General features: G+C 62.0%; 13 protein-coding genes. 11 read left to right on the plus strand and 2 right to left on the minus strand.

Annotation, left to right across the window (positions count from 1 at the left end):
- The 8 genes from AAAB16_RS14690 to AAAB16_RS14725 form a co-directional block, all read left to right on the plus strand.
- Window positions 1–354 (plus strand): DUF1249 domain-containing protein (locus tag AAAB16_RS14690; RefSeq protein ID WP_340663981.1); only part of this gene is annotated, 354 nt, incomplete at its 5' end.
- A gap of 106 nt (window positions 355–460) precedes the next feature.
- A complete protein-coding gene (gene cpdA / locus AAAB16_RS14695) occupies window positions 461–1276 on the plus strand; it encodes a 3',5'-cyclic-AMP phosphodiesterase (protein ID WP_340663982.1) in 816 nt (271 codons plus the stop codon).
- A 62-nt stretch (window positions 1277–1338) separates the two neighbouring features.
- Complete coding sequence (locus tag AAAB16_RS14700; RefSeq protein WP_340663983.1) at window positions 1339–1947, plus strand: YqiA/YcfP family alpha/beta fold hydrolase; 609 nt, start codon at window positions 1339–1341, stop codon at window positions 1945–1947.
- A gap of 20 nt (window positions 1948–1967) precedes the next feature.
- Window positions 1968–3872: a DNA topoisomerase IV subunit B gene (gene parE / locus AAAB16_RS14705; RefSeq protein ID WP_340663984.1), complete on the plus strand. Its 1905-nt coding sequence runs from the start codon at window positions 1968–1970 to the stop codon at window positions 3870–3872.
- A gap of 107 nt (window positions 3873–3979) precedes the next feature.
- A complete protein-coding gene (locus AAAB16_RS14710) occupies window positions 3980–4945 on the plus strand; it encodes an esterase-like activity of phytase family protein (RefSeq protein WP_340663993.1) in 966 nt (321 codons plus the stop codon).
- Window positions 4942–5466: a TIGR02281 family clan AA aspartic protease gene (locus tag AAAB16_RS14715; protein ID WP_340663985.1), complete on the plus strand. Its 525-nt coding sequence runs from the start codon at window positions 4942–4944 to the stop codon at window positions 5464–5466. The genes AAAB16_RS14710 and AAAB16_RS14715 overlap by 4 nt, the downstream gene beginning before the upstream one ends.
- A 22-nt stretch (window positions 5467–5488) precedes the next feature.
- A complete protein-coding gene (gene parC, locus AAAB16_RS14720; RefSeq protein ID WP_340663986.1) occupies window positions 5489–7741 on the plus strand; it encodes a DNA topoisomerase IV subunit A in 2253 nt (750 codons plus the stop codon).
- A 211-nt stretch (window positions 7742–7952) separates the two neighbouring features.
- The gene (locus AAAB16_RS14725; protein WP_340663987.1) at window positions 7953–8657 is read left to right on the plus strand and encodes an ABC-type transport auxiliary lipoprotein family protein; all 705 of its coding nucleotides are present in this window, start codon (window positions 7953–7955) and stop codon (window positions 8655–8657) included.
- Between the two features lie 58 nt (window positions 8658–8715).
- On the opposite strand, the gene waaA is transcribed toward AAAB16_RS14725, so the two are convergent.
- Both waaA and AAAB16_RS14735 read right to left on the minus strand, forming a co-directional pair.
- Window positions 8716–9990: a lipid IV(A) 3-deoxy-D-manno-octulosonic acid transferase gene (gene waaA / locus AAAB16_RS14730; RefSeq protein ID WP_340663988.1), complete on the minus strand. Its 1275-nt coding sequence runs from the start codon at window positions 9988–9990 to the stop codon at window positions 8716–8718.
- 43 nt (window positions 9991–10033) lie between these two features.
- Entirely contained in the window at window positions 10034–10918 is an 885-nt protein-coding gene (locus tag AAAB16_RS14735; protein ID WP_340663989.1) for a LysR family transcriptional regulator, read from the minus strand.
- 109 nt (window positions 10919–11027) lie between these two features.
- On the opposite strand from AAAB16_RS14735, the gene AAAB16_RS14740 reads away from it, so the two are divergent.
- The 3 genes from AAAB16_RS14740 to AAAB16_RS14750 all read left to right on the plus strand — a co-directional run.
- The gene (locus tag AAAB16_RS14740; protein ID WP_340663990.1) at window positions 11028–11360 is read left to right on the plus strand and encodes a multidrug efflux SMR transporter; all 333 of its coding nucleotides are present in this window, start codon (window positions 11028–11030) and stop codon (window positions 11358–11360) included.
- Window positions 11361–11500: 140 nt separating this feature from the next.
- Window positions 11501–12676 carry an FAD-dependent oxidoreductase gene (locus AAAB16_RS14745; RefSeq protein WP_340663991.1) on the plus strand — a complete coding sequence of 392 codons (1176 nt, stop codon included), beginning with the start codon at window positions 11501–11503 and terminating at the stop codon, window positions 12674–12676.
- A partial coding sequence (locus tag AAAB16_RS14750; protein ID WP_340663992.1) for an aldo/keto reductase occupies window positions 12673–13156 on the plus strand: 484 nt, incomplete at its 3' end. The genes AAAB16_RS14745 and AAAB16_RS14750, both read left to right, overlap by 4 nt.

Genomic DNA, 13156 nt, shown 5'->3' on the forward strand with positions numbered 1-13156 from the left:
GCCATGCGCGATGAGCGCGGTTCGCGGCGCGTGGCGTTGAGTCAGGGCGAGCGTTTGCTCGGCGTACTGGCGCTGGATGTGCTCGAAGCGTGCCCCTACACCACCACCCTGAAAGTGCGCCAAGAACACAGCCTGCCCTGGCTACCGGTGCCGCAACTGGAAGTGCGGGTGTACCACGATGCACGCATGGCCGAAGTGGTGAGCGCGGAAAACGCCCGGCGTTTTCGCAGCATTTACCCCTACCCCAACGCCGCCATGCACCAGCCGGACGAGAAAACCCAGTTGAACCTTTTCCTTGGTGAATGGCTCAGTCATTGTCTGGCATGTGGCCATGAACTGGAGCCAGTCAGGTAGGAACAGCTCTGATCAGCGCTCTAAGTGTGACCTACGTCCACATCTCAGCTTTACCCGCGCCGCGCTAAACAACCATAATTCTCACAAACCGCCCAAGGAGACGGCAGTGCCGAGCTCGTCCATTCCCTCTGCTGATTCGTCGGTGCTGCTGGTGCAGTTGTCCGATAGCCACCTATTTGCAGAAGCGGACGGCAAGCTGTTGGGCATGGATACCCGCGATAGCCTGGAAAAGGTCATTGAACGGGTACAGCTGGAACAGCCGCACATCGACTTGATGCTCGCCACTGGCGACCTTTCCCAAGATGGCACGGTTGAATCCTACAATCGCTTTCGCGACATGACCGCTGCGCTGCCCGGCGCCGCTCGCTGGTTTCCCGGTAACCACGATGAACTGCCTCCCATGCAGCAAGCCTGCGTCGGCAGCGACCTGTTGGAGCCAGTGGTGGACTTGGGCAATTGGCGCATCACCGTGCTCGACTCTTCAATTCCCGGCGCCGTTCCCGGTTACCTCGAAGAAGCGCAGCTCAACCTGCTGGTAAACGCCCTTAGCGAAGCGCCGGACCGCCACCACCTGGTGTGTTTCCACCATCACCCGGTGTCCATTGGTTGCCGCTGGATGGAGCCCATCGGCCTGCGCAACCCGGATGAACTGTTCGCCGTGTTGGATCGTTTCCCGCAAGTGCGCGCGGTGCTTTGGGGGCATATCCACCAGGAATTCGACCAGATGCGCAACGGCGTGCGCCTGCTCGCCTCGCCCTCCACCTGCGTGCAATTTGCGCCGGGCAGCGAAGAATTTCAGGTCGACGATACTGCGCCCGGCTATCGCTGGCTGCGTCTGCACGATGATGGGCGCCTGGAGACCGGGGTATCGCGGGTGACTGGTATTCACTTTGTGGTCGATTACACCATCAAGGGTTATTAACCAGACATCCGCCTCCATCATCTTTGATAAAGTGCGCCGCTACGGTTTATGGAGTCGCCCGCGTGCTGCCCACCCTTCTTTATATCCACGGCCTTAACAGCTCGCCGCTGTCGCAGAAAGCCAGCCAGCTGAGCAATGTGTTTCAGCAACTGGGCTGGAGCGCGCAACTGCGTGTGCCGGCCCTGCATCACCACCCGCGCCAGGCCATTGCCCAGTTGGAAGAAGCCATCGCCGAGCTCGGCCGCCCAGTGCTGGTCGGCAGCTCCCTTGGCGGCTACTATGCGACCCACTTGGCCGAACGCCATGGTTTGCAGGCGCTGGTGATCAACCCGGCGGTCAATCCGCATCGGTTATTTGCCGGCCACTTGGGCACGCAGCAAAACCATTACACCGGCGAAACCTGGGAACTGACCTTGGATCACGTCGCCGCCTTGAGCGAGTTGGAAGTGCCGGCCCCAGCCGACCCCGCGCGTTTTCAGGTGTGGTTGCAGACCGCCGATGAAACCCTTGATTATCGCCATGCGCAGAGCTTCTACCGCGGCTGCGCGCTGCGTATCCAGGCCGGCGGCGACCATGGTTTTCAGGGGTTTGCCGAGCGTTTGCCGGCGCTGTTGGCCTTTGCCGGGTTTGCCTCCAGCGAGTGGCGCGATTTCGATTTTTCCACCCTTTAACGACTGACAGACGAGACCCCATGGCCCAGCAAGGTTCTAGCTCTTACAACGCAGACGCCATCGAAGTCCTCTCCGGCCTCGATCCGGTGCGCAAGCGCCCGGGTATGTACACCGACACCAGCCGTCCAAACCACCTGGCCCAGGAAGTCATCGACAACAGCGTCGACGAAGCCCTGGCTGGCCACGCCAAAGCGGTGCAGGTGATTCTGCATGAAGACAACTCCCTGGAAGTGTGCGACGACGGCCGCGGTATGCCGGTGGATATCCACCCCGAAGAAGGAGTGCCCGGCGTTGAGCTGATCCTGACCAAGCTGCACGCCGGCGGTAAGTTCTCCAACAAGAACTACCAGTTCTCCGGCGGCCTGCACGGTGTGGGTATTTCCGTGGTTAACGCCCTGTCCACCAGTGTGGAAGTGCGGGTTAAACGCGACGGCAACGAATACCGCATGACCTTCGCCGACGGCTACAAAGCCAGCGACCTGGAAGTGATTGGCACGGTCGGCAAGCGCAACACCGGCACCAGCGTGCACTTCTGGCCAGACGCCAAGTATTTCGACTCGCACAAATTCTCTGTCAGCCGCCTCAAGCACGTACTCAAAGCCAAGGCGGTTCTGTGCCCAGGCCTTTCCGTCAGTTTTGAAGACAAAGCCAGCGGCGAAAAAATCGAGTGGTACTACGAAGACGGCCTGCGCTCCTACCTGGCCGACTCGGTCGCCGAGGTTGAGCGTCTGCCCAACGAGCCGTTCTGCGGCAGCCTGGCCGGTAATAAAGAAGCTGTGGACTGGGCCTTGCTGTGGCTGCCCGAAGGCGGCGAAAGCGTGCAGGAAAGCTACGTCAATCTGATCCCCACCGCGCAAGGCGGCACCCATGTGAACGGCCTGCGTCAGGGCCTGCTGGATGCCATGCGCGAGTTCTGCGAATTCCGCAGCCTGCTGCCGCGCGGCGTCAAGCTGGCGCCGGAAGACGTGTGGGAGCGCATCGCCTTTGTGCTGTCGATGAAAATGCAGGAGCCGCAGTTCTCCGGGCAGACCAAAGAGCGTCTGTCGTCCCGCGAGGCGTCGGCCTTTGTTTCCGGCGTAGTAAAAGACGCCTTTAGTCTGTGGCTGAACCAACACCCGGAACTCGGCTTGCAACTGGCCGAACTGGCCATCAGCAACGCCGGCCGCCGCCTGAAAGCCGGTAAGAAAGTCGAACGCAAACGCATCACCCAAGGCCCGGCCTTGCCCGGCAAGTTGGCCGACTGCGCCGGGCAAGACCCGATGCGCTCCGAGCTGTTTCTGGTGGAAGGTGACTCCGCTGGCGGTTCCGCCAAGCAAGCCCGCGACAAAGAATTCCAGGCCATCCTGCCCCTGCGCGGCAAGATCTTGAATACCTGGGAAGTTGACGGCGGCGAAGTGCTGGCCAGCCAGGAAGTGCACAACATCGCCGTAGCTATTGGCGTTGACCCAGGCGCTGCCGACCTTAGCCAATTGCGCTACGGCAAAATCTGCATCCTCGCCGACGCCGACTCCGACGGTCTGCACATCGCCACCCTGCTGTGCGCCCTGTTCGTGCGCCATTTCCGCCCGCTGGTGGATGCCGGCCACGTCTACGTCGCCATGCCGCCGCTGTACCGCATCGACTTGGGCAAAGAAATTTTCTACGCCTTGGATGAAGGCGAGCGCGATGGCATTCTCGACCGTTTGGTTGCCGAGAAGAAACGCGGCAAGCCACAGGTCACGCGCTTTAAAGGCCTGGGTGAAATGAACCCGCCGCAACTGCGCGAAACCACCATGGACCCCAACACCCGCCGCCTGGTGCAGTTGACCCTGGAAGACTTCGACATGACCCAGGAGCTGATGGATATGCTGCTGGCGAAAAAACGCGCAGGCGACCGCAAAACCTGGCTGGAGTCCAAAGGCGACCTGGCTGAGGTCTTGACCTGATGCGCCAGCTGTTCGCAGCTCTGCTGCTGATAGCTGCGCCCGTTTTAGCCCTGACGTCTGCCGGGGCGGCGGCTGCCACGCCGAGCAAACCGCAGCCGGTGATTGCCATGGACAGCGCCGTGGAAGAACTGGCGCCGGCGCCACAACCGCCGTTTGAAGAGCTGAAACTGCTGAGCGAACAGGCGGTGGAAGGGATGCCGACGGGCAACCTCTCCGGCCTGGCCTGGTGTGGCGATGCGCTGTTTACCGTGTCTGACCGCGACGATGACCGCCTCTACCGACTCACTGCCAATGGCGCACTGCTCAACGCCGACGTGGAAGTGTTTCAGGCCCCGCCACCGCCCGACAGCCCGCTACCGTGGGGCGTGCGCGTGCGCAATTGGTTTTCCAGCCTGGTGCGCGGCGGCTCACTGGATTTCGAAGGCATCAGTTGCGACGCCAAGGGCAATCGTTACTTGGTCAGCGAGGCTGCGTCTGCGGTGCTGATGATTCCGCCCGCCGGCACGGGTGAATGGCTGAACCTGCCGCCCAGTTTGGTGCGCCAGGCCCGCGCCCGCGGCATGTTGCTGAACTTCAATGCGCTGTTTGAAGGCCTGGCCATTGATGCCAAGGCCGAGCGCCTGTGGCTGGCGGCCGAGCGTGAGCGCCGAGGCCTGTTGGTGTTGCACAAAACCAATGGCAGTTGGAAATGCGCCGGCGGCTGCGTGCTGATGAGCGAAGGCGGCGATGAACTGCCGCCGCCGCAGATGGGCAGCAAACCCATGCCCAAAGACTTCTCCGACATAGCCTTGTACAAGAACCATCTCTACACCTTGGAGCGTCTGAGCCACCGCATTTGCCGCCGCGCCGCCGACACCGGTGAGGCCGAACAGTGCTGGTCATTTGCCGCCGAAGCACTGACCGATGCGCGCAAATACAACGAGCCTTGGGGCATGGCCGAGGCACTGACCATCGACGAGAAAGGCGCGTGGATCGGCGTCGACAACGGCAATAAGGCCCGTGGCGATGGCGAAGACCGCCCGATCGTTTGGCGCTTCGCCGCACCGGCTGCCGGCTGGAGCGCCAAGCCGTGAGCGAGCAAAGCGCCGGCCGCCGCGCCGGGCGCGTGATGTGGGTGCTCTTCTGGGGCGCCGGCCTGCTGTTGGCCACGCATTTTTTTGGCCAATGGGAAGAGAAAAAGCACAACCCCAATCAAGTGCCGACCTCCTCCCATGGCGACGGTTTTATTGAGGTACGGTTGGCCGGGAATGGCCAGGGCCACTTTATGTCCACCGGGGCCATCAACGGCACCAGCGTGCTGTTTATGCTCGACACCGGCGCCACCGATGTGGCGGTACCGGCCGAGCTGGCCGACAGCCTCAAGCTGAAAAGCGGTGCGCCGGTCACCCTGAGCACCGCCAATGGCATGAGCACCGGCTACCGTACCCAGATCGACAGCCTGCAAGTGGGCGAAATCGTCTTGCATAACGTGCGCGCCCTGGTGGTGCCCGGTATGCATGGCGAGGAAGTGCTGCTCGGCATGAGCGCACTCAAACAACTGGAATTCACCCAGCGCGACGGCACCTTGGTGCTGCGCCAGACGATTACGCCATGAAAAACTACGCAATGAGGCACGCATGAGCGACTCTCTAGACCTGAGCCTGGACGGCGTGGAGCGACGCTCCCTGGCCGACTTCACCGAGCAGGCCTACCTCAACTATTCCATGTACGTGATCATGGACCGTGCCTTGCCGCATATCGGCGACGGCCTGAAGCCGGTGCAACGACGCATCGTTTACGCCATGAGCGAACTGGGCCTGGACGCGGACTCCAAGCACAAAAAATCGGCGCGTACCGTCGGTGACGTGCTCGGTAAGTTCCACCCCCACGGCGACTCGGCCTGCTACGAAGCCATGGTGCTGATGGCCCAGCCCTTTAGCTACCGCTACACCTTGGTCGATGGCCAGGGCAACTGGGGTGCGCCGGACGATCCGAAATCTTTCGCCGCCATGCGTTACACCGAGGCGCGCCTGTCGCGTTACTCGGAAGTGCTGCTGACCGAGCTGGGCCAAGGCACCGCCGACTGGGTACCGAACTTCGACGGCACCCTGGATGAGCCCGCTGTGCTGCCGGCGCGCCTGCCCAACCTGCTGCTCAACGGCACCACCGGTATCGCCGTGGGCATGGCCACCGACGTACCGCCGCATAACCTGCGGGAAGTAGCCACCGCTTGCGTGCGTTTGCTCGATGAGCCGAACGCCACCGTCGAGCAACTGTGCGAACACGTGCTCGGCCCGGATTATCCGACCGAAGCCGAAGTCATCACCCCGCGCAGCGACCTGCTGAAAATCTACGAAACAGGCAAAGGCTCGGTGCGCATGCGCGCGGTGTACCGCGTGGAAGATGGCGATATCGTCGTCACCGCCCTGCCGCACCAAGTGTCCGGCGCCAAAGTGCTGGAGCAGATCGCCGGGCAAATGCAGGCGAAAAAACTGCCGATGGTCGCTGACCTGCGTGATGAGTCGGACCACGAGCACCCCTGCCGTATCGTGATTATTCCGCGCTCCAACCGCGTGGATGCCGACGAGCTGATGGCGCATTTGTTCGCCACCACCGAGCTGGAGTCCAGCTACCGGGTCAACATCAACATCATTGGCCTGGACGGCAAACCGCAGGTGAAAAACCTGCGCGAGTTGCTCAGCGAATGGCTGGTGTTCCGCATCGGTACCGTGCGTCGTCGCCTGCAATTCCGGCTGGATAAAGTCGAGCGTCGCCTGCACCTGTTGGACGGTTTGCTGATTGCCTTCCTCAACCTGGATGAAGTGATCCATATCATCCGCACCGAGGAGCATCCGAAGTCGGTATTGATGGAGCGTTTTGCCCTAACCGACATTCAGGCTGACTACATTCTCGACACCCGTCTGCGTCAATTGGCGCGCCTGGAAGAGATGAAAATCCGCGGTGAGCAAGAAGAGCTCGCCAAGGAACAAGCCAAGCTGCAAGCCCTGCTGGGCAGCGAAAGCAAACTGCGTAAACTGGTACGCAGCGAGCTGATTGCCGATGCCGAAACCTATGGCGACGACCGCCGCTCGCCGATCGTGGCGCGCGCCGAAGCCAAAGCGCTGTCGGAAACCGAGCTGATGCCCACCGAACCGGTCACGGTGGTGGTCTCGGAAAAAGGCTGGGTGCGCTGCGCCAAGGGCCACGATATCGACGCCACCGGGCTCTCCTACAAAGCCGGCGACGAATTCAAAGCCTCAGCGCCGGGCCGTTCGAACCAATACGCGGTGTTTATCGACTCCACCGGGCGCAGCTACTCGCTGGCGGCGCACTCGCTGCCGTCGGCCCGTGGTCAGGGCGAACCGCTGACCGGGCGCCTGACGCCACCGCCGGGCGCCAACTTTGAGTGCGTGCTGCTGCCGGACGACGATGCGCTGTTTGTAATCGCCTCCGACGCTGGCTACGGCTTTGTGGTGAAAGGTGAAGACCTGCAAGCCAAGAACAAAGCCGGTAAAGCCCTGCTCAGCCTGCCTGCGGGTGCCAAAGTGCTGCTGCCGCAGCCTGTGGCCAACCGTGAAGAAGACTGGCTGGCGGCGGTGACCACTGAAGGTCGCCTGCTGTTGTTCAAGGTCAGCGACTTGCCGCAACTGGGCAAAGGTAAGGGCAATAAGATTATCGGCGTGCCGGGTGATCGGGTGGCCAGCCGCGAAGAGTTCGTCACCGGTCTGGCGGTGTTGCCTGCCGGCGCGACCCTGGTGCTGCAAGCGGGTAAACGCACCCTGTCGCTGAAAGCCGATGACTTGGAACACTACAAAGGCGAACGTGGCCGGCGCGGCAACAAACTGCCACGCGGCTTCCAGCGTGTGGATGGTCTGCTGGTAGAGGGCTAAGGCTGCACGCACAGCGCGTATTACCGCTTGATACGCGCTGTTCGCTACCAGTTCGGGCCAATCGGCGGGCTTTGAGCGCTCTAAAAAGCGCTTTCAAAGTACGCCGTAACCTCTGCAAGGCTGGAGTCGGTAGGCACTTTAAAGGATGATAGCCAGCCTCGACCCAGTGTTTGGACTACAAGCGGCCACGCGCCGCTGCCTGGATGACTAAATGATTTCGTTGCGAATTCCCTCGCTGCTGCTCTTGACCAGCCTGCTCAGCATGGTTGGTTGCGTCGCGCAGCCCCCGGTGACCCTGTACCAACTGGACAGCGGTAACCCGAAAATGCCGGTCGCCAATAAAGGTGTGGCGGTACTGCTGGGGCCGGTGTCCATCGCCGACTACCTGCAACAACAAACCCTGCTCCAGCGCCAGCAAGACGGCAGCCTGACCCCTGCCACCCAAGCCCGTTGGGCTGGCACCCTGGGCGCCGATATCGACCAGGTGCTGCTGCGCCAACTGGCCTCGCGCCTGGACACCCAACGCCTGGTCATGGCCCCTGGCGCCGCCGGTTTTATCCCGGATGTGCAGGTGCAACTGACCATCAGCCGGATGGACTCCGGCCCACTGCAACCGGCCGTGCTTGATGCCCAATGGCGCTTACTCGACCGCCGCGGGCAGCTGCGTGATAGCCGTCTGATTCATATCGAGGAACCCCATCAAGGGGGTTCGGCCGATCAGATTCGCGCCCAGAGCGTGATTTTGCAGCGCTTGGCTGAGCAGTTGGCGGTGGCGATCAAGCCGTTATCGGAACAGCCGATTGCCGAAGAGAGCCGTAAACCAGCGGCAGCTCCGACACCGGCGAAAACCCCAGAACCGCCGCAAATCCCCAAAGCGGCACCCGTGCGCCAACAAACGGAAGTGTTCCGCTTCTAACCTGCTATGAAAAACCGCTCGATTGAGCGGTTTTTTATAGCAGCGGATTCGCCACAACCTACGGCAGAAACTGCGCCAAGCCTTGCAGCAAACGCTGCAACGCGCCTTGGTTACGTTGCATAACGGCCAACCCGGCCGCGCGCATCTGCTCGGCGTGTTGTGGCTGCTGCCAAAGCTCACTCACTGCGCCCGCCAACTGCTCAACATCGGCCACTTCCCGTAATGCCCCGGCCTCACGTAGCTGCGCAGCAATATCGAGGAAGTTAAACAGGTGCGGCCCGCTTAGCACCGGTTTGCCCAGCGCGGCGGGCTCAAGCAGGTTGTGCCCACCATTGGCCACCAGACTGCCGCCGACCAAGGCGACATCGGCCAAGGCATAGAGAAACAGCAGCTCGCCCATGGTGTCGCCCAACAGCACGTGCGTGGCAGCGCTGACTGGCGCCGCCGTGGAGCGGCGCACAGTGTTCAGCCCGGCCTTGCTGCACAGCTCAAACACGCTGTTAAACCGCTCCGGATGGCGCGGCACCAGGATCAACAGGGCATCCGGATGACGGGCCAACAACTGCTGATGGGCCGCCAGGATAATGTCGTCTTCGCCTGCATGGGTGCTGGCAGCAATCCACACCGGCCGCGCGGCGGCATGCCAGTCACTACGCAAGGTCGCTGCGCGCTGCAAAAGTTCGGGGTCGATAGTCAGGTCAAATTTGATCGAGCCGGTGACCTTCACACAGTCAGGCCGCGCGCCAAGGCTACGGAAGCGCTCGGCCTCAGCCTCGGTCTGCACCGCCAGCAAACTCATTTCCGCCAACATCGGCGCCGTCAGCTTGGCGAAACGACCATAACCACGGGCCGAACGCGCGGACAAACGTCCATTAGCCAACGCCACCGGAATGCCGCGCCGCGCACATTGGTGGATATGGTTTGGCCACAACTCGGTCTCCATAATCACCGCCAGCTCTGGCTGCACGCGGTTGAGAAAACGCGCGGCGGCCCACGGCAGGTCGTAAGGCAAATAGCAGTGCTGAATCAGCGCGTCGCCGGCAAACAGCGCCTGAATGCGCTCAGAACCGGTTGGGGTCATGCAGGTAACGGTGATCGGCAGCTGTGGATAACGTGCCCGCAATGCGCGAATCATCGGCGCGGCGGCAATGCTCTCACCCACCGATACGGCATGCACCCAAATGCCGCCTGGCTGCAACGGCGGCAAGCTAAAGGCAAAGCGCTCGCCGATGCGTTGACCATAGGCCGGCGCTTTACGTGCACGTAAAAACAGGCGCAGCGCAATCAGCGGCAGGCCGAGGTGAAACAGCAGGGTATAGAGGGTTCGATTCATGGGCCGCAGTTTACTGGGTTCGTCTTGTTGTTGAAGCTCTGGCTTAACCAATTGCCTGCAGGTGCTTGGCAAAACTCTCGGCCAACCACATGGCCGCCGGGCCCAGGGCTTCGTCGCGGCGGCATACTAACTCCACCACCAAGGGCGGCGGCGCCCAGTCGCTGCGCAACTCCAGCAGTTGGTTGAGGTAGGTGGGGTACTGCGCCACATGCCGTGGCAACCAAGCCCAGCCGAGGTTACGCATCACCAGTTCGGCCATCACATAAAAGCTGTCGGCACGCCACACCGCCGGGCTTATCGGTTCGCCGCCGGGGTAATGCCGCTCTTGCGGTGCCATAAGCAGTTGGCGGTGCTGGGCAAGCGTATGGCGGTCGACATACTGGGCGCCGGCCAAGGCATGCCCGGCGCCGCACACGGTGACCATCTCAATGGTGCCCAAGCGCTGGCGTTCCAATGCGCGAGGCATATCTTCGTGGTGAAACAGCAAGCCCAGATCGGCGCGGCGCTCCACCAGCTTGCGCGCCACATCGCCCTGGGCGCCGCTGGCCAGCTGTACCTCCAGACGCGGAAATTGCCGGGACAGCGATTCGAGGCTATCAAGCACCGGCTGAAACGGCATGGCCTCATCCTGAGCCAAACGCAAACAGGCCTCTTCGCCCCGTACCAAGCCCATGGCCCGGCCTTCCAGACGCTCGCATTGGCGCAGAATTTCCCGGGCGTCCTCCAACAACACCGAGCCGGCCTCGGTTAGCCGGGGCTGGCGGCCGCTGCTGCGATCAAACAGCAACATGCCCAAATCGGCCTCAAGCAGGGCAATGGCATTGCTCACCGCCGATTGCGCCCGGTTCAAGCGCCGCGCCACAGCCGAAAACGACTGGCTTTCGGCCACGCTGACAAAGAGGCGGAGCTGTTCAAGGTTCCATTGCATCGCAGCAACCTATCTTTTATTCAGATGGGTAATGACTTTATCCCATCGCAGCAGCGCTTAGAATCGCCAACCTATCAGCACACGCGTTTTTTAAGTAGGAGCACCTCTTATGTCCGGTTACCTGTTCTTGGGCATTGCCATCGCCTCTGAAGTCATTGCTACCACCTCGATGAAAGCCATCGACGGCTTTAACAAACCCTTGCCGCTGGTGCTGGTGATTGTCGGCTACGCCATTTCCTTCTGGATGCTGACCTTGGTGGTGCGCAGCATTCCTGTCGGCGTGGCCTATGCGGTGTGGGCGGGCCTGGGGATTGTGTTGGTGAGTATTGCGGCGACCTTTATCTACGACCAAAAGCTCGATCTGCCAGCGATGCTGGGCATGGCGATGATTGTCGCGGGTGTGGTGGTGATTCAGCTGTTCTCCAGTACAACCGGGCATTAACAGTAGGGTGTGCTGCGCGCCCCTAGCGATCTGCCGGGAGACCTCGCATTGGTGCGCACAGCACACCTTACGAAGAGCAGTTCGCAGCGCATGTGAGGGTTATACTGCCCGCCTTATTTTTCACCGAGGCACGCGGCCCCATGTCCCAAGCGCTTTGCACTGACGTTGTGATTGTCGGCGGCGGTATCGCCGGCCTGTGGCTGAATGCGCGCTTGCGCCAGCAGGGCTTTTCCACCTTGCTGGTGGAAAGCGCCACGTTAGGTGGCGGGCAAAGTGTGAAGTCCCAAGGCATTATCCACGGCGGTGCTAAATACGCGCTGCATGGCGCCCTCACCGGCGCGTCGGAAGCCATCGCCGATATGCCGCGGCGCTGGCGCCAGGCGCTAGATGGCAGCGGCGAGTTGGATTTACGCGGCGCCCGCGTGCTGTCCCAAGCCCATTACCTGTGGTCGCCTGGCACACTGGCCGGCAACCTCACCAGCTTTTTCGCCAGCAAGGCCGTGCGTACCCGCGTCGACCAAGTCAAAGGCAGCGACCTGCCGCCGGCGCTGCAAGACCCGAAATTCAAAGGCAAGGTTTACCGCCTTAACGAGCTGGTGCTCGACGTACCCAGCCTGATCGCGCGCCTGGCTGAACTCGCAGGCGACAGCCTACTTAGCGGCACAACCATCGAGCCGCTGCTCGACAATGGCGAGCTGGCCGGCCTGACGGTTGATGGCCGCGAAATCCGCGCCCAGCGGGTAGTGCTGAGCGCCGGTGCTGGTAACGCCGCGCTGCTCACCGCCCTTGGCCAAAGCCAACCGCTGATGCAACGCCGCCCGCTGCATATGGTGATGGTCAAAGGCCCAACGCTTAAGCCTCTATACGCCCACTGCCTGGGCGGCGGCCCAAAACCACGGGTCACTGTCACCAGCCACCCGACTGCCGATGGCCAATGGCTGTGGTACCTGGGCGGCGACCTGGCCGAAGCCGAGGGCGTCGCCCGTGACGGCCAAGCGCAAATCGCCGCCGCGCAGAAAGAAATGAGCAACCTGCTGCCCTGGGTGGATTTCAGCCAAGCGCATTGGGCCACCTTGCGCATCGACCGTGCCGAACCTGCACAAAGCGGCCTGGTGCGCCCAGACAACGCCTTTCTCGCCGAGCACAAACGCCTGTTGGTGGGTTGGCCGACCAAACTGGCCCTTGCCCCGGATTTCGCCGACCGCGTACTGGCAGCCTTAAAGCGCGATGCTATTCAGCCCGGCCACTACCCCGCTCTGCCAGAGTTGCCACGCCCGGCCATTGCCGCCACCGCCTGGGACACCCTGCTGCCATGAGCCAGAAAACCCTGCACGACCTGCATCGCCCGCTGGGCAGCACCGGCATCATGGTTTCGCCGCTGGGCCTGGGTACGGTCAAACTGGGCCGTGACCAAGGGGTGAAATACCCCAACGGCTTTCAGATTCCGGACGATCATGAAGCGCGCTTGCTGCTCGACCTGGCCCGCGACCTGGGCATCAACCTGATCGACACCGCGCCCGCCTACGGCCGCAGTGAAGAGCGCCTGGGCCCATTACTGCGCGGCCAGCGCGATGCCTGGGTAATCGTCAGTAAGGTCGGCGAAGAGTTTGCCAATGGCCTGTCGCACCATGACTTTTCAGCCGCTCATACGCGGTTTTCCGTGGAGCGCAGCCTTAAGCGCCTGGAGACCGAGCAGATTGATGTAGTGCTGGTGCATTCCGATGGCAACGACCTCAACGTCTTGCAAGCGCATGAGGTGTATCAGACCCTCGCCGCCCTCAAGGCCGAAGGCAAGA

Origin of the sequence: Pseudomonas sp. (assembly GCF_037994325.1) — a bacterium.
Lineage (GTDB): Bacteria > Pseudomonadota > Gammaproteobacteria > Pseudomonadales > Pseudomonadaceae > Aquipseudomonas.